Source organism: Bradyrhizobium sp. MI1.10 (genome assembly GCF_055811035.1).
On the sequence record NZ_JBVVPN010000002.1, the window covers coordinates 223,045 to 245,797 of the forward strand.

Here is a 22,753-nt window from a genome sequence, read left to right on the forward strand (position 1 = left end):
GCAAGAGGCCGTCACGCGACCATGCCGAGCGCCGGATTTGTCCACCTTCACGTTCACTCGGCCTATTCGCTGCTCAAGGGCTCGATCAAGATCGCCAAGCTCGCGGAGCTTGCCAAGAAAGACCATCAGCCGGCGCTGGCGCTGACCGACACCGACAACATGTTCGGTGCGCTGGAGTTCTCCGACAAGATGGCGGGCTCTGGTATCCAGCCGATCGTGGGCTGCGAGATCGCGATCGAGTTCGGCGACCAGGATCCCACTGCGCGTAACGTGCTGCTGCCCTCGCGCGTGGTGCTGCTGGCCGCGCAGGAGCGCGGCTATCGCAGCCTGATGCGGCTGAACTCGCGCGCGTTCATGGAGACGCCCGACACTCATGCTCCCCACATCAAGTTCGACTGGCTCGAAGGCGAGACCGAAGGCCTGATCGCGCTGACGGGCGGTCCGGACGGGCCGATCTCGCTGGCGCTTGCCGGCGGTTATAGCGAGCTCGCGGCGGCGCGCTGCGAGCGTCTGGCCAGCCTGTTCGGGGACCGCCTCTACGTCGAATTGCAGCGCCACAACATCGAGAAGGAGCGGCGGGTCGAAAGCAGCCTGATCGACATCGCCTATACCAAGGGCCTGCCGCTGGTCGCGACCAACGAGCCGTATTTCGCCGCGACCGACGATTACGAAGCCCATGACGCGCTGCTCTGCATCGCCGGCGGCCGGCTGATCGCGGAGACTGAGCGCGAGCAGCTCACGCCCGATCACCGCTTCAAGACCCGCGCCGAGATGGCGGTGCTGTTCGCCGACATTCCGGAGGCGCTGGCCTCGACGGTCGAGATCGCCGAGCGCTGCTCGTTCCGGCCGATGACGCGCAAGCCGATCCTGCCGTTCTTCACGGTCGGCGCTGCCGCAAGCTCCGATGCCGCCTCCGTCGAGGCGGCCGAATTGAAGCGGCAGGCGGAGGAGGGGCTCGCCAACCGCCTGCGCGTGCACGGGCTGTCGCAGGGCACGACGGAAGAAGACTACAACGCGCGGCTTGCGTTCGAGCTCGACGTCATCATGCGCATGAAGTACGCGGGCTACTTCCTGATCGTCTCCGACTTCATCAAATGGGCAAAGGGCCAGGGCATTCCGGTCGGGCCAGGCCGTGGCTCCGGCGCGGGCTCGCTGGTTGCGTGGGCGCTGACCATCACCGACCTCGACCCGATCAAGTTCGGCCTGCTGTTCGAGCGCTTCCTCAATCCGGAACGCGTCTCGATGCCGGATTTCGACATCGACTTCTGCCAGGACCGCCGCGGCGAGGTGATCAGATACGTCCAGGAGCGCTACGGTCGCGACCAGGTCGCGCAGATCATCACCTTCGGTACGCTGCAGGCGCGCGGCGTGCTGCGCGACGTCGGCCGCGTGCTGCAGATGCCCTATGGCCAGGTCGACAAGCTCACCAAGCTCGTGCCGCAGAATCCGGCCGCGCCGGTGACGCTGGCCGCCGCGATCGAGAGCGAGCCGAAGCTCCAGGCGTTCCGCGACGAGGACCCGGTGGTGGCGCGCGCCTTCGACATCGCGCAGCGCCTCGAAGGCCTGACCCGTCACGCCTCGACGCATGCGGCCGGCATCGTGATCGGCGATCGGCCGCTGAGCGAACTCGTGCCGATGTATCGCGATCCCAAATCCGACATGCCGGTGACCCAGTTCAACATGAAATGGGTCGAGCCCGCGGGCCTCGTGAAGTTCGACTTTCTCGGTCTGAAGACGCTGACCGTGCTCGACGTGGCGTGCAAACTGCTCAAGCCGCGCGACATCCATGTCGATCTCGCGACGCTGCCGATCGACGATGCCGAAAGCTACCAGATGCTGGCGCGCGGCGAGGTGGTCGGCGTGTTCCAGGTTGAAAGCCAGGGCATGCGGCGCGCGCTGGTCGACATGCGCCCCGACCGTTTCGAGGACATCATCGCGCTGGTCGCGCTCTATCGACCGGGTCCGATGGCGAACATCCCGACCTATTGCGCGCGCAAGCACGGCGACGAGGAGCCGGAATATCTCCACCCCGTGCTGGAGCCGATTCTCAAGGAGACCTTCGGCGTCATCATCTACCAGGAACAGGTGATGCAGATCGCGCAGGTGATGTCGGGCTATTCGCTCGGCGACGCCGACCTGCTGCGCCGCGCCATGGGCAAGAAGATCCGCGCCGAGATGGAGAAGCAGCGCGAGATCTTCGTTGCAGGCGCAGTGAAGAACGGCGTGCCGAAGGGGCAGGCCGATACCATCTTCGAGCTGCTGGCGAAATTCGCCGACTACGGCTTCAACAAGAGCCACGCGGCGGCCTATGCGCTGGTGTCCTACCACACCGCCTACATGAAGGCGCATTACCCGGTGGAGTTCATCGCGGCGTCGATGACGCTCGATCTCAACAATACCGACAAGCTGTCCGAATTCCGCGCCGAGGCGCAGCGCCTCGGCATCAAGGTCGAGCCGCCCAACGTCAATCGCTCCGGCGCGACTTTCGAGGTCGGCGACAAGACCATCTACTACGCGCTCGCGGCGCTGAAGGGCGTCGGCATTGCGGCCGTCGAGCAGATCATCGCGGAGCGGACCAAAAACGGCTTGTTCACCTCGCTCGCCGACTTCGCCGCGCGAGTGTCGCCGCGCGCGATCAACAAGCGCATCATCGAAAGCCTCGCTGCTGCGGGCGCCTTCGACACCCTGGAGCCGAACCGGGCGCGGGTCTTCGCCGGCGCCGACTCGATTCTCGCCGCATGCCAGCGGGCGAACGAAGCTGCAACCATCGGCCAGAACGACATGTTCGGCAGCTCGGCCGACGCGCCGACCATCATGCTGCCGCAGATCGAGCCCTGGTTGCCGGCCGAGCGGCTGCGCCGCGAATATGATGCGATCGGCTTCTTCCTGTCGGGGCATCCGCTCGACGATTACGCCACCGTGCTGAAGCGGCTGCGTGTGCAGTCCTGGGCCGAGTTCTCCCGCGCGGTGAAGACCGGTGCCACCGCCGGCAAGGTCGCTGCCACCGTGGTGTCGCGCATGGAGCGGCGCACCAAGACCGGCAACAAGATGGGCATTATGGGGCTCTCTGATCCCACGGGTCACTTTGAGGCGGTGCTGTTCTCCGAAGGCCTTGCGCAATATCGCGACGTGCTGGAGCCGGGCGCCGCGGTGCTGCTCCAGCTCGGCGCCGAGCTTCAGGGCGAGGACGTCCGCGCGCGCGTGCTCCACGCCGAACCGCTGGACGAGGCGGCGGCCAAGACGCAGAAGGGCCTGCGCATCTTCGTGCGCGATACCAAGCCCCTGGAATCGATCGCCAAGCGTCTCGCCGGTCCCGACATGGCCGGTTCGAACGACGCCGCGCCGAAGGTCGGCAGTCCCGGCACAGCGCGCCGCTCCAACGGCGACGGCGAGGTCTCGCTGGTCATGATGCTCGACCTCGAGACCGAGGTCGAGATGAAGCTGCCCGGCCGCTTCAAGGTCTCGCCGCAGATCGCCGGCGCCATCAAGGCGGTCGCGGGCGTGGTGGACGTGCAGCAGCTCTGATCGAGTGGCCAGCGCTGAAGGTCGTGCGTGCTCCCTGCGGATGTTGTGGTTTCGTCACGTCATTGCGGCTATGATCGCGGCGATGCCATCGTCCACCTCGCCGGGAGGAAACGCGACATGTGCGACAAATGCTCTGAAGCTCTGCAGGGAAACGCTGGGCCGTCGCGGCGGTCCGCAATGCTGTTTGGCGCCGCCGCGTTCGGCCTTGCCCTCGCCGGCAATGCTTTCGCCAAGGAGACCAAGGCGCCGCCCAAGCCGCAGAACGTGCTGTCACCCGATGCGTCGTTGAAGCGCCTGACGGAAGGCAATGCGCGCTATGTCGACGGGGTGTCGCGGCGGCACGATTTCAAGCACGAGCGCGAGGCGTTGGTCGGCGGACAGAACCCGTTTGCCGCCGTGCTGAGCTGTGCCGATTCGCGCATCGCGCCGGAATATGCCTTCGACACCGGCCGTGGCGATCTGTTCGTTTGCCGCGTCGCCGGAAATTTTGCCGGCACCGAAACCATCGCCAGCATGGAATACGCGGTGGCCGTACTGAATACGCCGCTGATCCTCGTGCTCGGCCATGACGCTTGCGGCGCGATCGATGCGACGCTGAAGGCGATCAAGGACAACAAGCCGCCGCCGGGCCATATTCCCTCGCTGGTCGATGCGATCACGCCCGCCGCCAAGGCTGCGATGCAGCAGGGCGGGGACGTCCTCGACAAGGCGATCCGGCAGAACGTCATCGACAACATCGCGAAGCTGAAATCGGCAGCGCCGATCCTCAACGCGGCCGTGGAGCAGGGCAAGCTGAAGGTCGTCGGCGGCATCTATCGGCTCACGACGGGAACGGTCGACCTGATCGCGCAGGGCTGAACCGGCTGACTTCGCCTCGCGCCGGTGCGTCGCCGCGTCACTTACGCGGAGCTGACGCCGGCGCGGGTGGCCATCCCTCCGCCTCAATCCAAGTCTTCGCTATTTGGAAGCCTTTCGTTCAAGTGCCATTCAGCTGGCCACGCGTCTGATGCGGGGCGGCACCTCAACAACAAAACGGGCAAGCAAGCCATGCGTGGGACGCTCAGAGCCTTCATTTGCCTTCTCCTGCCGATCGCGGTCCTTGCCGCAGGCGCGCCGGAGCCGGCGCGTGCGCAGCAGCAGGAAAAGCGTATCGCGCTCGTGGTCGGCAACGGCGCTTATGCCAAGTCGCCGCTGGCGACGACGGCAAACGATGCCGGCCTGATCGCGCAGACGCTGCAGGCGGCGGGCTTCGACGTCGTCGGCGCCCGCGATCTCGACGGCGACACGCTGCGCAAGAGCTTTCGCGATTTCATCCAGAAGGCGCAGGCCTCCGGACCGGGCACCGTCGCGATGGTGTATCTCGCCGGCTATGGCGTGCAGCTTGCGGGTGAGAACTATTTCATCCCGGTCGACTCCAACATCACCCGCGACACCGACATTCCGACCGAAGGCTTGCGCATCGGCGACTATCTCCGCCAGCTCGCCTCCGTTCCGCTCAAGGCCAACATCATCGTGCTCGACGCCGCGCGGGCGCAGCCCTTCGTGGAGGGCGGCCAGCAGATCGCGAGCGGACTTGCGCTGGTCGAGCCCGACGCCAACATGCTGATCGCGTTCGACGCCGCGCCCGGCACGGTGGCGCCCGAGGAGCCCGGACCGTACGGCATCTATGCGCAGTCGCTGGCGGAGATGATCCGCACCGGCGGCCTGCCGCTGCCCGAAGTGTTCGACCGCGTTCGCCTGCGCGTCAACGAGGCCAGCAAGGGCGCGCAGGTGCCCTGGAACGAGCAGAAGATATCGGCGCAATTCTCGTTCTTCGAGCGCGGGCCCGACGCGCCGCCGCCGGAGGCCGCGCCCGACCAAGTCGCTGCGATCCGCAACAAGCCGATCCGCGATCTCGGCGTGCAGGATGCCTATGCCGCCGCGCTCACGCGCGACACGCTTCCAGCTTACGAAGAGTTTCTCTCCGCCTATCCCGGCGACCCGCTGTCGAAGCGCGTGTTGGTGATCGTCGCGGCGCGCCGCGAGGCCATCACCTGGCGGCGGACCTATCGTACCGACACGCCGGAAGCCTATTGGTCGTATCTGCGTCGCTATCCGCGCGGTCCGCATGCGGCGGATGCGCGCCGGCGCCTGGCGATTCTCACCGCGCCGCCCGAGCCGCCGCCGAGCTTCGCGATGATCGACTACGACGTGCCGCCACCGCCGCCGGAGGAGGTGGTCTATGTCGACCGTCCCGTACTGTATTTCAGCGATCCGGATTTTGGCTTCGCGCCGCCACCGCCGCCGCCGGTCTACTATCTGCCGCCGCCGCCGCCGGATTTCGTCGTGCTGTCGCCGCCGATGCCGGTGATCGGCCTGTTCGTGCTGCCGCAGCCGATGTTCGTGCCGATTCCCGTGTTCGTCAGGCCGCCGGTCTATGTCGCACCGCCGCCGAACAACATCATCTATCAGAACATCCATAATACGACGGTCATCAACACAGTGATCAACCAGCCGCCGGCACCGCCGGTGGGTGCGGGTGCGGGTGCGGGTACCGGAGCGGGACCGGGCAATCTCACACCGGCCATTGCCGGGCGCACCAATCCGGCTGGTCCAGCCATGCCGCAGGCGGTCCTGCAGCGTGCCGCCCTGATTCAGCAGGGCAAGGCGCCGATGCCGCCGAGCGCGACGATGCGGCCGACGGCGAGGCCAGGAACGCCTCCGGCGACGCCCGCCAATGCCGCGCCGACCGGTACGCCACCTGCCGCTCCGCCTGCCAGTCCATCTGCCACGCCACCGGCCAAGCTGCCCCAAGCCAACACGCTGCCGGTTCCCGGCACCCATGGCGGTCCACCTGTACCGTCAGCGGGAGCCGGGCCACTGCCGGGCGGCAGACCCGGGCAGTCGACGGCCACTGCTCCCGGCGCGCCGCTGCCGACCCATTCGGGAGTGCCTGCGGGAGTGCCTGCGGGAGCGCCTACGGGCGCGCCGACGGCTGCTGCTCCCGGCACCACGCCGCCAGCCCATCCCGGTGCACCGACCGGCGCGCCGGCGACTGCGCCCACGGCGACAAGCCCGGCCGCTGTGCCCGGCCAACTGCCGAAGCCGCCGGTTGCCCAGGCCCCGCCCGGGACCGGGCCTGGGGACCATGGCAAGTCCGCGACCCGGGAGCCGGCTGGCTCGCCGCCGGCTGCCCGCACGCCTCCGCCTCCTGGCCCAGTTGGACGACCGGTCACGCCGCCGCCCTCGGCGGTGCGGGAGCCGATCCGGCCGCAGCATCAGCCGACCGCTGCTCCCGCCCAGGCTGCCCGGCCGCCGGCACCACCACCACCGCGGCCTCAGGCCGTGGCGCGCCCGACGCCTCCGCCTCCACCGCGTATTGCACCGCCGCCACCGCCACGGGTGGCTCCGCCCGCCGCGGTCGCTCGGCCGGCGCCGCCGCCAATGGCGCGTCCCGCGCCGCCGCCGCCGGTCGCCCGGCCGGCGCCACCTCCGCCGCCTCGGATGGCCGTCGCGCCACCGCCGCCGCCGCGCCCAGCAGCGCCCCCACCGCGTCCTCCGGCTCCGCCGCCGGCGGCAAAGAAGTGCCCGCCGAACCAGCCCAAATGCTAGTGGGGTCCGCGGGCGCAGCGTGATCTTTACGGAAGAGGGCCTTTCGCGGGCGAAAGCCGCCCCGAAAGGCCCTTATTTCCTTGCTTCTGGTCGAAATCGCGCTATACACCGCGCCATCTCACACGGAAGCATGGCTCACAAGGCCGTCCGGTGGCAGCCGGGGCGACAACGCTCCGTTCTGCTCACACGCTTCCGGAGGAACCAACCGGAGAATTAGAACGATGGCACTACCCGATTTCACTATGCGTCAGCTCCTCGAAGCCGGCGTGCACTTTGGTCACCAGTCTCACCGCTGGAATCCGAAAATGGCGCCGTTCATTTTCGGCGCTCGCAACAACATCCACATCGTCGACCTCGCGCAGACCGTGCCGTTGCTGCATAACGCCTTGCAGGCGGTCAGCGACACCGTCGCCAAGGGCGGCCGCATTCTGTTCGTCGGCACCAAGCGCCAGGCGCAGGACGGCGTTGCCGACGCGGCCAAGCGCTGCGCTCAGTATTTCGTCAATTCGCGCTGGCTCGGCGGCACGCTGACCAACTGGAAGACGATCTCGGGCTCGATCAAGCGCCTGCGTCATCTCGACGACGTCCTCGCCGGCGGCGATGCCTCCTCCTACACCAAGAAGGAGCGCCTGACGCTTCAGCGCGAGCGCGACAAGCTCGATCGCTCGCTCGGCGGCATCAAGGACATGGGCGGTCTGCCCGACCTGATCTTCGTGATCGACACCAACAAGGAAGACATCGCGATCCAGGAAGCCCAGCGGCTCAACATCCCGGTCGCGGCGATCGTCGACACCAATTCGGATCCGAAGGGCATCACCTATGTGGTGCCGGGAAATGACGACGCCGGCCGCGCGATCGCGCTCTATTGCGATCTGATCGCACGCGCTGCGATTGACGGTATTTCGCGCGCCCAGGGCGATTCCGGCATCGACGTCGGTGCTTCGGTTCGGCCGGTCGCAGAAGAGCTGCCCGCCACGAGCGGCTTCCAGGGCCTCGCCGGCCCGCGTGGCACCTCCGACGATCTCAAGAAGCTCCCGGGCGTGTCGGGCGCGATCGAGAAGAAGTTCAACGACCTCGGCATCTTCCACTTCTGGCAGCTGGCCGAGCTCGATCACGACACCGCGCACAAGATCGGCGAAGAAGTCGGCTTGCCGAGCCGCGCGGACGCCTGGGTGGCCAAGGCCAAGGCCCTGACCGCGGAAGCGGAATAGTCAAAAAGAGCGATGGGTTGGCCGGACAAGTTCCGGCCACCATTTCAGTTGACGCGAATTCCTGAGATGGACCGCGGCGAGGCGATCTGGCCGCGCCGCGGCAAACCGGCAGGCAAAAAGGATTTTGAACGATGGCAACGATCACAGCTGCGATGGTCAAGGACCTGCGCGAGTCGACCGGCGCAGGCATGATGGACTGCAAGGCCGCGCTGACCGAAAACGACGGCAACATGGAAGCGGCGCAGGATTGGCTGCGCAAGAAAGGCCTGTCGAAGGCCGCCAAGAAGTCGGGCCGCGTCGCCGCCGAGGGTCTGATCGGCGCGCTCACCAAGGGCAACAAGGGCGTCGTGGTCGAGGTCAATTCCGAGACCGATTTCGTCGCGCGCAACGGCCAGTTTCAGGGCCTCGTCAAGATGATCGCCCAGGTCGCGTTCAACGTCGGCGCCGATGTCGACAAGATCAAGGCCGCCAAGGTCGGCGACGTCACGATCGAAACCGCGATCAATGACGCGATCGCCACCATCGGCGAGAACATGACGCTGCGGCGCGCCGCTTCGCTCGAAGTCAGCCAGGGCGTGGTGTCGAGCTACGTCCACGGCGCGGTCGTCGAGGGCGCCGGCAAGATGGGCGTGATCGTGGCGCTGGAATCGCCGGGCAAGGCCGACGAGCTCGCAACGCTTGGCCGCCAGATCGCGATGCATGTCGCGGCCGCCAACCCGCTGGCGCTCGATCCGTCCGGTCTCGATCCGGCGGTCGTCAAGCGCGAGAAGGACGTGCTCGCCGACAAATATCGCCAGCAGGGCAAGCCCGAGAACGTGATCGAGAAGATCGTCGAGTCCGGCCTGAAGACCTACTACAAGGAAGTCTGCCTGCTCGAGCAGGCCTTCATCCACGACACCGGCAAGTCGGTGGCGCAGGCGGTGAAGGAAGCCGAAGGCAAGGTCGGCGGCGCGGTGAAGATCGCGGGCTTTGTGCGCTATGCTCTCGGTGAGGGAATCGAGAAGCAGGAAAGCGACTTCGCGGCCGAGGTCGCGGCGGCCAGCGGCAAGAAGTAAGCGCCGGAACGTTCCTCCCGGCGTGCCGCCGGAAGCGGCGGCCGGACAAGGAAAGTGCTCATGACTGATCCGGTCTATCGTCGCGTCGTGATCAAGCTGTCCGGCGAATATCTCGCCGGATCGCAGGGTTTTGGCATCGATCAGCCGACCATTGACCGGGTCGCCGACGATCTGATCGCAGCCCGCCATCTCGGTACCGAAGTCGCCGTCGTGATCGGCGGCGGCAATCTCTTTCGCGGCGTCGAGGTCTCCTCGCGCGGCGTGTCGCGCCCGACCGGCGACACCATGGGCATGCTCGCGACGATGATGAACTGCCTCGCGCTGGAGGCCACGATCGAGCGCAAGGGCACGCCTGCGCGCACGCTGTCGGCCTTCGTCATGCCCGAGATTTCCGAACTGTTCACCCGCACCGCGGCACACAAATACCTCGCCGAGGGCCGGATCGTGTTGCTGGGTGGCGGAACCGGTAATCCGTTCTTCACCACCGACACGACCGCGGTGCTGCGTGCGGCCGAGATCGGCGCCCAGGCGGTGCTGAAGGCGACCAATGTCGACGGCGTCTACTCGGCCGACCCGAAGAAGGACCCGACGGCGACGCGATTCGACCGTCTGACGCATTCGCAGGCGATCGAGGGTGGCTACAAGGTGATGGATGCGACCGCCTTCGCACTTGCCCGCGAGACGTCGCTGCCTATCATCGTGTTCTCGATTGCGGAGCCGGGTTCGATCGGCGCTGTACTGCGTGGCGGCGGCCACGGAACCATTGTCGCCGGCTGACGGCTTGTCGTTGCACCCTAAGAGAAGGGGTGCGGAGAGGTCGCCGGGATTTTGAAGGAGAAACGTGATGGCCACGGATAATTTCGATCTCAACGAAGTGAAGCGCCGCATGCAGGGGGCGATCCAGTCGCTCAAGCACGAACTTGGCGGCCTGCGCACCGGTCGCGCCTCCGCCTCGATGCTCGATCCGGTGCAGGTCGACGCCTATGGCAGCCACATGCCGCTGAACCAGCTCGCCACCGTCAGCGTGCCGGAGCCGCGCCTGATCTCGGTGCAGGTCTGGGACAAGTCGATGGTCAAGGCGGTGGAAAAGGCGATCGTCGATTCCAATCTCGGCCTGTCGCCGGCGACCGAAGGCCAGGTGCTGCGCCTGCGCATCCCCGAGCTCAACGAGGAGCGTCGCAAGGAGCTCGTCAAGGTCGCGCACAAATATGCGGAAGCCGCCAAAGTCGCCGCGCGCCATGTCCGCCGCGACGGTCTCGACGTTCTCAAGAAGCTCGAGAAGAATCACGAGATGTCCGAGGACGATCAGAAGCGTCACGCCGACGAGGTGCAGAAGGCGACCGACGGCACGATCTCCGAGATCGACCAGTTGCTGGCCGCCAAGGAAAAAGAAATCCTCACCGTCTAAACGCGATGGATCGCGCTTTAGGTTATTGTTCGCGCATGATCTTTTCGGAAAACCGCGTCGCACTCTTCCGGATCATGCTTTAAGGCAGCCTCATGTCCAACGCCGCCGCGCCCGCAACGGAAGGACCCGATCGGTCCGATGCGCCTGCGCATGTCGCCATCATCATGGATGGCAACGGACGTTGGGCGGCCGCGCGCGGCTTGCCACGGGCGGAAGGCCATCGCCGCGGCGTGGAGGCCCTGCGCCGCGTGGTTCGCGCGTCGCATGAGCTTGGCATCCGCTATCTCACCATCTTCTCCTTCAGCTCGGAAAACTGGTCGCGCCCGGCGAGCGAGATCGGCGATCTGTTCGGCCTGTTGCGCCGCTTCATCCGCAATGATCTGGCGAGCCTGCATCGCGACGGCGTCAGGGTACGTATCATCGGCGAGCGGGAGGGGCTGGAGGGCGACATCTGCGCGCTTCTCAACGAGGCGGAGGAGCTGACGCGCGATAACACGCGCCTCACGCTCGTCGTCGCCTTCAATTACGGCTCGCGGCACGAGATCGCGAAGGCGGCGCAGAAGCTCGCGCGCGAAGTCGCCGAGGGCCGGCGCAATCCCGACACGATCGATGCCGAGACATTGGGGGCGCATCTCGACGCGCCCGACATTCCCGACCCCGATCTCATCATCCGCACCAGTGGCGAGCAGCGGCTGTCGAACTTCCTGATGTGGCAGGCCGCCTATAGCGAGCTCGTCTTCGTGCCGATTCACTGGCCCGATTTCGACAAGGCGGCGCTGGAAGGCGCAATCGCCGAATTCGCCAGGCGCGAGCGCCGTTTCGGCGGCCTGGTCGCGAAAACCGCCTCGTGAGCGAACCCGACTCCGCACCGGCCGGCTCTCAGCCTGCCCCGAGCAATCTCGTGATGCGAATCCTCGCAGCGCTGGTGCTGGCGCCGCTCGCCATTGCGCTCGCTTATGCCGGCGGCTGGCTGTGGGCGCTTCTCGTCACCCTGGTGTCGATCGGACTGTTCGCGGAATGGCTGATGGTGGTGGGCGCAGGCTCGACCGCGCTGACCGGGGCGGGAACGATCGTCATCGCCACGATGGGCTTGTGCGTTGCCTTCGGCGCGCTGAAGACCGCAATCATCACCGGCTTGATTGGCGGGGCGATCGTGACGGTGATCGCGCGGGGCAAGTTCGTCTGGGCGGCCTCCGGATTCGCCTATGCGTCGGCGGCGCTACTGGCCTCGATCCTGCTGCGGAAGGATCTCGTGAACGGCTTCGCCGCGCTGATGTTCGTGCTGCTCGTGGTGTGGGCGACCGATATCGGCGGCTATTTCGCCGGCCGCGGCATTGGCGGACCGAAGCTGTGGCCGCGCGTCAGCCCGAAGAAGACCTGGGCAGGGGCGCTCGGCGGCTTTGCCGCAAGCCTTTTGGTCGCGGCCGGCTTTGCCGCTTGCGGGCTTGGAAAGATAGTTCCATTGCTGCTCGTCGCCGCGGTGCTGTCGGTCGTGTCGGCCTGCGGCGATCTGTTCGAATCCGCGGTCAAGCGGCGCTTCGATGTCAAGGATTCCAGTCACTTAATTCCCGGCCACGGCGGCCTATTGGACCGTCTGGACGGTTTTGTCGCTGCCATCCTGGTGGCATGGATTATCGGCTTCCTTCGCCATGGTGTGCATAGCGCCGGAAGCGGTCTTATGGTTTGGTGAACATATGAGCGCGGTTCCATTGCGTAACAACAAGGCTGCGGCATCGACCGTCCGCAGCGTCACGGTTCTCGGCGCCACCGGCTCGATCGGCGACAGCACGATGGATCTGCTGCGCGCCTCTCCCGAGCGCTACCGTGTCGAGGCGCTGACGGCGAACAGCAATGTCGAAGCGCTGGCAAAGCTCGCCAAGGAGTTTTCGGCGCGCTTCGTCGCGATCGCCGACACCTCAAAATTTGCCGAGCTCAAGGCCGCGCTCGCGGGCACCGGCACCGAATGCGGCGCCGGTGAAAGCGCAGTGATCGAGGCCGGCGCGCGTCCGGCCGATTGGGTGATGGCCGCCGTGAGTGGCGCGGCCGGGCTGAAGCCGGCACTGGCGGCGGTCGACCGCGGCGCGCATGTCGCGCTTGCGAACAAGGAATGTCTCGTCTGCGCCGGCGATTTCTTTATGCAGCGCGCGGCGAAAGCGGGCGCCTGCATCCTGCCTGCGGATTCCGAGCACAATGCGCTGTTCCAGGCACTCGCCTCGGGCAATCGCGACGAGCTCGTCCGTGTCATCATCACGGCCTCCGGCGGCCCGTTCCGGACCTGGAAGCCTGCCGACATCGAGCAGGCGACACTCGAGCAAGCCCTGAAGCATCCGAACTGGAGCATGGGCCAGAAGATCACGATCGATTCCGCCTCGATGATGAACAAAGGGCTCGAGGTGATCGAGGCTTCCTATCTGTTCGCGCTCTCGCCCGACGAGATCGACGTCCTCGTTCATCCGCAGTCAATCATCCACGGCATGGTCGAGTTCTCCGATCGCTCGGTCGTGGCCCAGCTCGGCGCACCCGACATGCGCACGCCGATCGCGCATTGCCTCGGCTGGCCCGACCGCATCAAGGGTCCCGCCGCCAAGCTCGATCTGGCCAAGATCGGCCAATTGACCTTCGAGGCGCCGGATTTCGAGCGCTTCCCCGGCCTGCGCCTGGCCTTCGATTCGCTCCGGACCGGGAAGGGGGCGACCACCGTCTACAACGCCGCCAACGAGGTCGCGGTCGCGGCCTTCATCGCGGGCAAGATCCGGTTCGGCGCGATTGCCCGGCTGGTTGAGGCGACGCTGGACGACTGGGTTCGTGGCGGGAACCAGGCCCCGCTGACGTCAGCGGACGATGCAATCGCTGTTGACCATGTTGCGCGAAATAGGGCTGCCGCCCTATTGCCTCAAATTGCCTTAAAGGCATCCTAGATGGTTCGGGGCCAGGGCCTTGCGGCGCTGGATGAGGGAATTCGATGATTGACTTTTTCGTCCATAGTTTCAATACGTTGAGCCATGGGCTCCTCGGCTACGCGGTTCCCTTCCTGTTCGTCCTGACTATCGTCGTGTTCTTCCATGAGCTCGGCCATTTCCTGGTCGCGCGCTGGGCAGGCGTTCGCGTGTTAACTTTTTCGCTCGGTTTCGGACCTGAGCTGGTCGGCTTCAACGACCGTCATGGCACCCGGTGGAAGATCTCGGCGATCCCGCTCGGCGGCTACGTCAAGTTCTTCGGCGACGAGAGCGAGGCTTCGACGCCGTCGTCCGAGAAGCTTGCGGCCATGACGGCCGAGGAGCGCGCCGGCAGCTTCCATCATAAGAAGGTCGGCCCGCGCGCCGCCATCGTTGCCGCCGGACCGATCGCCAATTTCATCCTGGGCGCGCTGATCTTCGCCGGCATGGCGCTGTATTACGGCAAGCCGAGCACGATCGCGCGCGTCGACGGTGTCGTCGCCGACGGTGCTGCGGCGGCAGCCGGCTTCAAGATCGGCGACGTCGTCGTCCAGATCGATGGCAAGCCGATCGAAAGCTTTGCCGATATGCAGCGCATGGTTGCGATGAATGCCGGTTCGCCGCTTGCCTTCCAGGTCAAGAGGGACGGCACCATCGTGTCGCTGACCGCGACGCCGGCGCTGCTCGAGCGCAAGGATCCCTTCGGCAACAGCCACCGTCTCGGCGTGCTCGGCATCGAGCACAAGTCTCAGGCCGGAGAGGTCTCGACTTCGCCGGTCGGCGTCGGCGAAGCGCTCAAGATCGGGGTTGAACAGGTCTGGTTCATCATCACCAGCACCTTCAAGTTCCTGGGCTCGTTGTTCGTGGGGAACGGCAATCCGAACGAGGTCAGCGGCGTGCTCGGCATTGCCAAGATGTCGGGGCAGGCGGCCAGCGCCGGGTTCCAGTTCGTGATCAACCTCTGCGCGGTGCTGTCGGTGTCGATCGGTCTGTTGAATCTGTTCCCGATCCCGCTGCTCGATGGCGGTCACCTTATGTTCTATGCGGCGGAGGTCGCCCGTGGTCGGCCCCTGTCCGAGCGGACTCAGGAGATGGGGTTCCGAATCGGGCTCGGCTTGGTGCTGATGTTGATGGTGTTTGCGACCTATAACGACATCCTCCGGATGGCCTCATCCTGATAGGGGCTTTTTTGTGGCGTTGTCGGGCGTTGCTCTTGGGCAACGTCTTGGAATGAAAATGAAATTACGGCGCGCTCGACCGTTTGCGGCGTCGGTGAAATTGTCTACAAGCGGCTTGAACTTGGGGAATCTCCAGACCGGGGTTGGGTCTGGTACGGAATGATAAGGGCGCGTTGCGCAATGAAGTTTGGACTGCGACTCCGGGGGGGCTTGCTCGCAACCCTGATCATGTTCGGCGCGCCGGTGCTTGCCCCGGTTGGGGCTGCCTTTGTGTCTTCGTCTGCGCTTGCTCAGACCGTGCAGTCGATTTCCGTTGAAGGAAATCGCAGGGTCGAGGTGGAGACGATCCGCTCCTATTTCAAGCCGGGTCCCGGCGGTCGCCTCGATCAAGGCGCTATCGACGACGGCCTCAAGGCGTTGATCGAGACCGGCCTGTTCCAGGACGTCAGGATCAACCGCGGTGCCGGTGGCCAGATCGTCGTCTCCGTGGTGGAAAACCCGGTGATCGGCCGCATTGCCTTCGAGGGCAACAAGAAGATCAAGGACGAGCAGCTCACTGGTGAAGTCCAGTCCAAGGCGCGCGGCACCTTCTCCCGCGCCATGGTGCAGTCCGACACGCTGCGAATCGCCGAAATCTATCGCCGTTCCGGCCGCTACGACGTCCGCGTCACGCCTGAAGTCATCGAGCAGCCGAACAACCGCGTCGATCTCGTCTTCACGGTCGAGGAGGGCGCCAAGACCGGCGTCAAGTCGATCGAGTTCGTCGGCAACAACGCGTACTCGTCGTACCGCCTGCGCGACGTCATCAAGACGCACGAATCGAACCTGCTGAGCTTCCTCGCCAGCAGCGACATCTACGATCCCGATCGCGTCGAGGCCGACCGCGACCTGATCCGCCGCTTCTATCTCAAGAACGGTTTCGCCGACGTCCAGGTCGTGGCCGCGCTCACCGAATACGATCCGGAGAAGAAGGGCTTCAACGTTACCTTCAAGATCGAGGAAGGCTCCCAATACCGGGTCGGCTCGATCGACTTCCGCTCCAGCATTCCGAACTTCGATCCCACCTCGATGCGCAACTATTCGCGCGTCAATGTCGGCTCCCTCTACAACGTCGAATCGGTCGAGAAATCGGTCGAGGAGATGCAGATCGAAGCCTCGCGGCGCGGTTATGCGTTCGCCGTGGTCCGTCCCGGCGGCGACCGCAACTTCGAGGCGCACACCGTGTCGGTCGTGTTCAACATCGACGAGGGCCCGCGCACCTATATCGAGCGCATCAACTTGCGCGGCAACACCCGCACGCGCGACTACGTGATTCGTCGCGAGTTCGACGTCTCCGAGGGTGATGCCTACAACCGCGCGCTGGTCGACCGTGCCGAGCGCCGCTTGAAGAACCTCGACTATTTCAAGAGCGTGAAGATCACGACGGAGCCCGGCTCGTCGAGCGACCGCGTGATCCTGCTCGTGGACATGGAAGAGAAATCGACCGGCGATTTCTCGGTCTCGGGTGGTTACTCCACCACCGACGGCGCGCTGGCCGAAGTCTCGGTGTCCGAACGCAATTTGCTCGGCCGCGGCCTGTTCGCCAAGGCGGCGGTGACCTACGGCCAGTATGCCCGCGGCTACTCGCTGTCGTTCGTCGAACCCTATTTGCTCGATTACCGGGTCGCGCTGGGTCTCGACCTCTATCAGCGTGAGCAGAAGTCCAACAGCTACATCTCCTACGGCACCAAGACGCTCGGCTTCTCGCCGCGGCTCGGATTCTCGCTGCGTGAAGATCTGTCGCTGCAGGTGCGCTACTCGATCTACCGGCAGGAAATCACGCTGCCGTCCTACCTGGCGAACTGTAACAACAATGTGGGTTCGGCGGCTTTCAATCCGAGCCCGGCCTTCGCCAATGCAAATGGCATCGACCTGAGCTCCACCAACGGCCTCGGCTGCTACAGCGACGGTGAAGCCTCGCTGCCGGTGCGCAAGGAACTTGCCAACGGCAAGACCCTGACCTCGGCGCTCGGCTATTCGCTGTCCTACAACACGCTCGACAATAACAAGAACCCCACCGACGGTCTGCTGGTCGATTTCCGGCAGGACTTCGCCGGTGTCGGCGGCGACGTCTCCTACCTGAAGACTGTGGTGGACGCGAAGTACTACACTCCGCTGGTGTCCGATATCGTCGGCCTCGCTCGCATCCAGGGCGGCATGCTGAACAAGATGGGCAGCGATCTGCGCATGCTCGATCACTTCCAGATGGGCCCGAACCTCGTCCGCGGCTTTGCCCCGAACGGCATCGGACCGCGCGATTTGAACCCCTTCGGTACGCAGGACGCGCTTGGCGGCACCAAATATTGGGGTGCTTCGCTCGAATTGCAGATGCCGTTCTGGTTCCTGCCCAAGGAAGTGGGTCTGAAGGGCGCCGTCTACGCCGACGCTGGCGGGCTGTTCGACTATCAGGGCCCGACGACATGGTCGGTGACCAACGAAATGACCACGACCAAGAACTCGAGCTGCACGCCGTCGACCGTCAATCCAGCTTCGGCTGGAACCTGCACCGGCCTGGTGTATGACAACGGCAATGCGGTCCGGTCGTCGGTCGGCGTCGGCTTGATCTGGGCCTCGCCGTTCGGTCCGCTGCGCTTCGACTACGCCGTGCCGCTGACCAAGGGCAAGTACGACCGTACGCAGGAGTTCCGGTTCGGCGGCGGCACCTCTTTCTAATTCGAACAGCACGGCACGATCCGGACCACGGGATCCCGTTTCCGAAAGGGATCGTGCCAATCCAGGAGATGAGGCATGATGCGGCTTGGCCGCTTCATGCCGAAGCCGGACCGCGACGGGGTGGAATGGCGCAGCCGACCTTCTTCACACAGCCGCCCGCCTCAGCGCTGGCCGACATAGCCACGCTGACCAAGGCGGAGCTGGTCGATCCCGCCAGGGGCGGCCAAATCATCAGGGGTCTTGCTTCGCTCGACGAAGCCGGCCCGATGCACCTGACGTTCTTCGACAATCTCAAATATGCCGATGAGCTCAAGGCGACCAAGGCCGGTGCTTGCCTGGTGAGCCCACGCTTCGAGGCCCGGGTGCCCGCGCACGTCGCCGTGCTGCGGGCGCCACAGCCGTTCCGCGCCTTCGTCAGGATCGCGCGGGAGTGGCACGGCGACGCGCTCCGGCCGCAATCCTGGACCGGCAACGACGGCATCGCGACGTCGGCCATCATCGACCCCACCGCCAGGCTTGAGGACGGCGTGATCGTCGATCCCCTGGCCGTGATCGGTCCTGACGTGGAGATCGGCAGTGGCACGGTGATCGGTGTGGGGGCCGTGATCGGCCCGGGCGTCAAGATCGGCCGGGACTGCAATGTCGGCGCACGCACCGCCATCCAGTGCGCGCTGATCGGCAACGATGTGCTGATCCATCCCGGCTGCTCCATCGGCCAGGACGGCTACGGCTTCATCTTCTTCGGCCCCGAGGGCCACCTGAAAGTGCCCCAGACCGGCCGCGTGCTGATTCAGAACAACGTGGAGGTCGGCGCCGGCACCACCATTGATCGCGGGTCCTTGCGCGACACCGTGATCGGCGAGGGGACCAAAATCGACAATCAGGTCCAGATCGGCCACAATGTGACCATTGGCCGGCACTGCCTGCTGGCAGCCCAGATCGGCCTTGCCGGCAGCCTCACCCTCGGCGACAACGTGGCGCTGGGAGCGAAGGTGGGCATCAACAATCACGTCAAGATCGGGGATGGAGCTCAGGTCACTGCCATGAGCGGCGTCAAGGACGACGTTCCTCCCAACGGACGCTGGGGCGGGTTTTTTGCCAAGCCGACCCGGCAGTGGTTCAAGGAAATTTTGGCGGTCGAGCGCCTGGCGCGCGACAGCAAGGCCGATCCGAAGCAGGAGGAACGGGAGTGACGGACGAAGCACCGGTCAGGTTCGAGCTTGTGGACATCAACATGATCCTGCAAACGCTCCCGCACCGTTTTCCGATGCTGCTGATCGATCGCGTGATCAACATCCGCACCGATTACAGCGGCATCGGCATCAAGAACGTCACCTTCAACGAACCGCCGTTCCAGGGCCATTTTCCCGATCGCCCGGTCTACCCCGGCGTCATGATGATCGAAGCGATGGCGCAGACTGCCGGTGTGATCGGCATCAAATCGGTCGAGGGCACCGACAAGCCGCGCGCGGTCTATTTCCTGACCATCGACAAGTGCAAGTTCCGCAAGCCGGTGCTGCCCGGCGATACCATCGAATATCACATGCGCTCGATCGGCCGCCGCAAAGCCATGTGGTGGTTTCACGGCGACGCCAAGGTCAATGGCCAGGTGGTTGCGGAGGCCGACGTCGGCGCCATGCTGACCGACTGAGCGGGATCAACTTCTCTGGATACGCTCGCGTGCAGGACAAGCGTACCGGCCGCCGCTGACCTCGCGCTTGATGTTCTGGTTGAAGAACTTTCCCATGGACGGTGCGCCCAGCAGGCGCTCGACCGTGTCGACCGGCACGCCGCAATAGCCGTCATAAACGCCATCCACAGCCACGATGAGGGCCTGCTGCGCACGGTCGTAACAGACCCGCTGAAGCACTGTGCTGCGGGTAATGTCGCGGCATTCGTATGTCTTGAGATCGACGAGGCGGTGTTCGGCGGTCTCGATCGTCTCGGATACGATCGGCGCGGCCGCGAGCTGTGCGAATAGAAGTGCCAGGGCCCTGACCACGATACCTGAAGCTCCGCGTGAACTTGTTGACGAACCGGGAAGGCTGCCTCATCCGGCACCTGAAACACGGAGAGATCATACGTCACTGGACAGATCGGGCATAGTCGCGCTAACCAGCGGAAAACCGAGCGACTTCAACACCTAATCAGACCTTCTTGATGAGTCAGATTGCTTGATGAGTAAGATTGATCCCACCGCACGGATCGCGGACGGCGCCGTGATCGGCGAGGGCACCGAGATCGGACCCTATTGCATCATCGGTGCGCATGTCGTGATCGGCAGCAACTGCAAGCTGATCGGACAGGTCACCGTCATCGGCCACACCTCGATCGGAGATGGCTGCGTGATCTCGCCGTTCGCGGTGCTGGGCGGGGCGCCCCAGGATCTCAGCTACAAGGGCGAGCCTACGAAGCTTGAGGTCGGCTCGGGCTGCACCATCCGCGAAGGCGCGACCATGAATGTCGGCACCATCAAGGGCGGTGGCCTGACGCGCGTCGGCAACGACTGCTATTTCATGAACAACAGTCATGTCGGGCATGACTGCATGGTCGGCAACAACGTGATCTTCGCAACCTCGGCGACGCTTGGCGGCCATTGCGAGATCGGTGACGCCGTCTATATCGGCGGCCTGTCCGCAGTGCATCAGTTCACCCGCATCGGCCCCTATGTGATGGTTGGCGGTGTCTGCGGCGTGCGCGACGACGTCATCCCGTACGGGCTGGTCAACGGCCAATATGCGGTGCTTGAGAGCCTCAACCTGATCGGCATGAAGCGGCGCAAGTTCACCAAGCAGCGGCTTGCGACCGTACGCGCGTTCTACCAGAAACTTTTCCATGGTCCCGCGACCTTTGCCGAACGCCTGGAGGCGGCGCGGCCGCTCGCCGGTGAAGATCCGGCGATCGCCGAAATCCTCGACTTCATCGGCAAGGGCAAGCGCCCGCTCTGTCTTCCCGCCATCGCGAAGTGATGATGGGATGGCCCCGGGCATGACATCGGCGGCTTCGGAGATTTCATCGCCGGTCGGCGTGGTCGCTGGCGGCGGCGCGATGCCGTTCGCGGTTGCCGAATCGCTCGCCGCCCGCGGCATCACGCCGGTGTTGTTTCCCCTTCGGGGCGCCTGTGATCCGGCACGGGTGGAAAACTTCCGCCATCGCTGGATCTCGGTCGGCCAGCTCGGCCGTGCCATGCGGCTGTTTCGCGAGGAGGGCTGCCGCGACCTGATCTTCATCGGCACGCTGGTACGGCCTTCGCTCTCCGAGGTCCGGGTCGACTTCACGACGCTCCGGCTGCTCGGCAATGTCATCCGCGCCTTCCGCGGCGGCGACGATCATTTGTTGTCCGGCGTCGGACGCATTCTCGAGCAGGGCGGCTTTCGCATGGTCGGCATCAAGGATGTCGCGCCCGAGCTCTTGATGCCCGAGGGCTGCATCAGCCGCGCCTGGCCGAGCGACACCGGCAAGACCGACATCGAGCGCGGACGCGCGGTGCTGACCGCGCTCGGTCCGTTCGACATCGGCCAGGCTGCGGTCGTGATCGACGGCCATGTGGTGGCGGTCGAGGACATCGAGGGCACCGATGCGCTGCTCGCGCGGGTGGCACGGCTGCGCGAAGAGGGCCGCATCCGCGCCGCCACCGGGCGGGGCGTGCTGGTGAAGGTCCCAAAGAGCGGGCAGGATCTGCGCTTCGACCTGCCGACGATCGGCCCGCGCACTCTCGAGGGTGTCGCCGCCGCAGGGCTCGCAGGCATTGCCGTCGTCGCGGGCAACACCATCGCCGCCGAGCCGCAGGCAATGATCGCGCTCGCCGACGCCAAATATCTCTTCGTCATCGGCCTGCCGGCGTGATGCAAGGCCGCGATCCCAAGCGCAAGATCTTCCTGATCGCCACGGAGGAATCCGGCGACCGGCTCGGCAGCGCCTTGATGAAGGTGCTGCGCCAGCGCCTCGGCGACGGCGTGCAGTTCGTGGGCGTCGGCGGCCACACCATGGCGCGCCAGGGGCTGGAGACGCTGTTTCCGATCGAGCAGCTCTCGATCGTGGGCTTCGCCGCGGTCGTGCAGCAACTGCCGAAGATCCTGCGGCTGATCCGCGAGACCGCGGAGGCCGTGACCGAAGCCGCGCCGGACGCGCTCGTCATCATCGACAGCCCCGACTTCACCCACCGTGTCGCCCGCCGCGTGCGGGCGCGCAATCCGGCGATCCCGATCGTCGACTACGTCTCGCCGCAGCTCTGGGCCTGGCGGCCGGGGCGGGCGCGGACCATGCTCGGCTATGTCGACCATGTGCTCGGCCTGTTGCCGTTCGAGCCGGAGGAATATCGCAAGCTCGGCGGTCCGCCATGCAGCTATGTCGGCCATCCCCTGATCGAGCAATTGCCCTCGTTGCGGCCGAACGCCGACGAGCAGGCGCGTCGCGGCGGCGAGCCGCCGGTGTTGCTGGTATTGCCCGGCAGCCGCCGCAGCGAGATCAGGCACCATCTCGACGTGTTCGGCGCGACGCTCGGCCGATTGCAGACGGACGGCCGCGCGTTCGAACTGATGCTGCCGACCATGCCGCATCTCGAAGCCAGTATTCGCGAAGGCATCGCGAACTGGCCGGTCAAGCCTCAGATCGTGGTCGGCGAGAACGAGAAGCGCGCCGCCTTCCGCATCGCGCGCGCGGCCCTGGCAAAATCCGGCACGGTGACGCTGGAGCTCGCGCTATCGGGCATCCCGATGGTGACGGCCTATCGCGTCGGTGCGATCGAAGCCTTCATCCTGCGCCGCGCGATCCGCGTCTCTTCGGTGATCCTCGCCAATCTCGTGATCGGCAAGGATGTCATCCCGGAGTTCCTGCAGGAAGACTGCACGCCGGAGAAGCTGGCGCCCGCGCTCTCGGAGCTTCTGACCGATTCACCACTGCGCCGGCAGCAGGTGGAAGCGTTCGCCCAGCTCGATACGATCATGTCGACCGGCAACAAATCGCCGAGCGTGCTCGCCGCCGACATCGTGCTGGCGACGATGCGAAAGGGCAGGCGGGCTAGCTAGGACGTGTACTCACAAGCGGCCCTAGTCCGCTTGGATCCAGCCATTCCAGCATTCAAACCCTCGCTATCCGATTTGGCAAAGAGGCGTTAATCCGAGCTTGAAGCCACATA

At 65.4% G+C, this 22,753-nt stretch carries 18 protein-coding genes; 17 read left to right on the forward strand and 1 reads right to left on the reverse strand.

Translation table 11 applies throughout. The features are described from left to right. Positions 1-21 precede the first annotated feature (21 nt). From dnaE to fabZ, 14 genes are all read left to right on the forward strand, one after another. Positions 22-3,525 carry a DNA polymerase III subunit alpha gene (gene dnaE / locus AC0L3K_RS03190; RefSeq protein ID WP_354128696.1) on the forward strand — a complete coding sequence of 1,168 codons (3,504 nt, stop codon included), beginning with the start codon at positions 22-24 and terminating at the stop codon, positions 3,523-3,525. 117 nt (positions 3,526-3,642) lie between these two features. Continuing rightward, positions 3,643-4,383 carry a carbonic anhydrase gene (locus AC0L3K_RS03195; protein WP_219682199.1) on the forward strand — a complete coding sequence of 247 codons (741 nt, stop codon included), beginning with the start codon at positions 3,643-3,645 and terminating at the stop codon, positions 4,381-4,383. Between the two features lie 189 nt (positions 4,384-4,572). Beyond that, on the forward strand, positions 4,573-7,116 hold the full coding sequence (locus AC0L3K_RS03200) for a caspase family protein (protein WP_354128695.1): 2,544 nt from the start codon (positions 4,573-4,575) through the stop codon (positions 7,114-7,116). Between the two features lie 221 nt (positions 7,117-7,337). Beyond that, positions 7,338-8,327: a 30S ribosomal protein S2 gene (locus tag AC0L3K_RS03205; RefSeq protein ID WP_007603625.1), complete on the forward strand. Its 990-nt coding sequence runs from the start codon at positions 7,338-7,340 to the stop codon at positions 8,325-8,327. A 131-nt stretch (positions 8,328-8,458) separates the two neighbouring features. Then, a complete protein-coding gene (gene tsf / locus AC0L3K_RS03210) occupies positions 8,459-9,382 on the forward strand; it encodes a translation elongation factor Ts (protein ID WP_007603626.1) in 924 nt (307 codons plus the stop codon). Between the two features lie 60 nt (positions 9,383-9,442). Further along, positions 9,443-10,159 carry a UMP kinase gene (gene pyrH / locus AC0L3K_RS03215; protein ID WP_007603627.1) on the forward strand — a complete coding sequence of 239 codons (717 nt, stop codon included), beginning with the start codon at positions 9,443-9,445 and terminating at the stop codon, positions 10,157-10,159. 67 nt (positions 10,160-10,226) lie between these two features. Next, positions 10,227-10,790, forward strand: coding sequence for a ribosome recycling factor (gene frr / locus AC0L3K_RS03220; protein WP_007603628.1), 564 nt, complete (start codon positions 10,227-10,229; stop codon positions 10,788-10,790). 92 nt (positions 10,791-10,882) lie between these two features. After that, complete coding sequence (locus AC0L3K_RS03225; RefSeq protein WP_219682197.1) at positions 10,883-11,641, forward strand: isoprenyl transferase; 759 nt, start codon at positions 10,883-10,885, stop codon at positions 11,639-11,641. Further along, positions 11,638-12,480: a phosphatidate cytidylyltransferase gene (locus AC0L3K_RS03230; RefSeq protein ID WP_219682196.1), complete on the forward strand. Its 843-nt coding sequence runs from the start codon at positions 11,638-11,640 to the stop codon at positions 12,478-12,480. The genes AC0L3K_RS03225 and AC0L3K_RS03230 overlap by 4 nt, the downstream gene beginning before the upstream one ends. A gap of 4 nt (positions 12,481-12,484) precedes the next feature. After that, positions 12,485-13,708 carry a 1-deoxy-D-xylulose-5-phosphate reductoisomerase gene (gene dxr / locus AC0L3K_RS03235; protein WP_219682195.1) on the forward strand — a complete coding sequence of 408 codons (1,224 nt, stop codon included), beginning with the start codon at positions 12,485-12,487 and terminating at the stop codon, positions 13,706-13,708. Positions 13,709-13,752: 44 nt separating this feature from the next. Further along, positions 13,753-14,904, forward strand: a complete 1,152-nt coding sequence (gene rseP / locus AC0L3K_RS03240) for an RIP metalloprotease RseP (RefSeq protein ID WP_106945001.1) — start codon at positions 13,753-13,755, stop codon at positions 14,902-14,904. A gap of 180 nt (positions 14,905-15,084) precedes the next feature. After that, entirely contained in the window at positions 15,085-17,616 is a 2,532-nt protein-coding gene (gene bamA / locus AC0L3K_RS03245; RefSeq protein WP_007603633.1) for an outer membrane protein assembly factor BamA, read from the forward strand. Between the two features lie 125 nt (positions 17,617-17,741). Further along, positions 17,742-18,809 (forward strand): UDP-3-O-(3-hydroxymyristoyl)glucosamine N-acyltransferase, encoded by a 1,068-nt coding sequence (gene lpxD / locus AC0L3K_RS03250; protein ID WP_007603634.1) that lies wholly within the window; start codon positions 17,742-17,744, stop codon positions 18,807-18,809. A 41-nt stretch (positions 18,810-18,850) separates the two neighbouring features. After that, positions 18,851-19,267 carry a 3-hydroxyacyl-ACP dehydratase FabZ gene (gene fabZ, locus AC0L3K_RS03255; protein ID WP_051058562.1) on the forward strand — a complete coding sequence of 139 codons (417 nt, stop codon included), beginning with the start codon at positions 18,851-18,853 and terminating at the stop codon, positions 19,265-19,267. A 6-nt stretch (positions 19,268-19,273) separates the two neighbouring features. Here the strand turns inward: fabZ and AC0L3K_RS03260 are convergent, their stop codons facing one another. Further along, positions 19,274-19,618, reverse strand: a complete 345-nt coding sequence (locus AC0L3K_RS03260; RefSeq protein WP_007603639.1) for a KTSC domain-containing protein — start codon at positions 19,616-19,618, stop codon at positions 19,274-19,276. 175 nt (positions 19,619-19,793) lie between these two features. Here AC0L3K_RS03260 and lpxA point away from each other — a divergent pair, with 175 nt between their 5' ends. From lpxA to lpxB, 3 genes are read left to right on the forward strand one after another with little or no spacing between them, the layout of a single operon-like run. Continuing rightward, positions 19,794-20,585 (forward strand): acyl-ACP--UDP-N-acetylglucosamine O-acyltransferase, encoded by a 792-nt coding sequence (gene lpxA / locus AC0L3K_RS03265; RefSeq protein WP_007603640.1) that lies wholly within the window; start codon positions 19,794-19,796, stop codon positions 20,583-20,585. A gap of 19 nt (positions 20,586-20,604) precedes the next feature. After that, positions 20,605-21,462, forward strand: coding sequence for an LpxI family protein (locus AC0L3K_RS03270; protein ID WP_007603641.1), 858 nt, complete (start codon positions 20,605-20,607; stop codon positions 21,460-21,462). Then, on the forward strand, positions 21,459-22,643 hold the full coding sequence (lpxB, locus tag AC0L3K_RS03275) for a lipid-A-disaccharide synthase (protein WP_088941263.1): 1,185 nt from the start codon (positions 21,459-21,461) through the stop codon (positions 22,641-22,643). Before AC0L3K_RS03270 ends, lpxB begins: the two co-directional genes overlap by 4 nt. The last annotated feature ends 110 nt before the right edge of the window (positions 22,644-22,753 follow it).

Excerpts from the sequence above, each read along its gene's own strand:
- AC0L3K_RS03195 (WP_219682199.1), top strand. The coding sequence starts at position 3,643 with ATGTGCGACAAATGCTCTGAAGCTCTGCAGGGAAACGCTGGGCCGTCG.
- frr (WP_007603628.1), top strand. The coding sequence starts at position 10,227 with ATGGCCACGGATAATTTCGATCTCAACGAAGTGAAGCGCCGCATGCAG.
- lpxA (WP_007603640.1), top strand. The coding sequence starts at position 19,794 with ATGAGTAAGATTGATCCCACCGCACGGATCGCGGACGGCGCCGTGATC.
- lpxD (WP_007603634.1), top strand. The coding sequence starts at position 17,742 with ATGGCGCAGCCGACCTTCTTCACACAGCCGCCCGCCTCAGCGCTGGCC.
- dxr (WP_219682195.1), top strand. The coding sequence starts at position 12,485 with ATGAGCGCGGTTCCATTGCGTAACAACAAGGCTGCGGCATCGACCGTC.
- fabZ (WP_051058562.1), top strand. The coding sequence starts at position 18,851 with ATGATCCTGCAAACGCTCCCGCACCGTTTTCCGATGCTGCTGATCGAT.
- AC0L3K_RS03270 (WP_007603641.1), top strand. The coding sequence starts at position 20,605 with ATGACATCGGCGGCTTCGGAGATTTCATCGCCGGTCGGCGTGGTCGCT.
- AC0L3K_RS03225 (WP_219682197.1), top strand. The coding sequence starts at position 10,883 with ATGTCCAACGCCGCCGCGCCCGCAACGGAAGGACCCGATCGGTCCGAT.
- dnaE (WP_354128696.1), top strand. The coding sequence starts at position 22 with ATGCCGAGCGCCGGATTTGTCCACCTTCACGTTCACTCGGCCTATTCG.
- pyrH (WP_007603627.1), top strand. The coding sequence starts at position 9,443 with ATGACTGATCCGGTCTATCGTCGCGTCGTGATCAAGCTGTCCGGCGAA.
- bamA (WP_007603633.1), top strand. The coding sequence starts at position 15,085 with ATGAAGTTTGGACTGCGACTCCGGGGGGGCTTGCTCGCAACCCTGATC.
- rseP (WP_106945001.1), top strand. The coding sequence starts at position 13,753 with ATGATTGACTTTTTCGTCCATAGTTTCAATACGTTGAGCCATGGGCTC.
- AC0L3K_RS03205 (WP_007603625.1), top strand. The coding sequence starts at position 7,338 with ATGGCACTACCCGATTTCACTATGCGTCAGCTCCTCGAAGCCGGCGTG.
- tsf (WP_007603626.1), top strand. The coding sequence starts at position 8,459 with ATGGCAACGATCACAGCTGCGATGGTCAAGGACCTGCGCGAGTCGACC.
- AC0L3K_RS03200 (WP_354128695.1), top strand. The coding sequence starts at position 4,573 with ATGCGTGGGACGCTCAGAGCCTTCATTTGCCTTCTCCTGCCGATCGCG.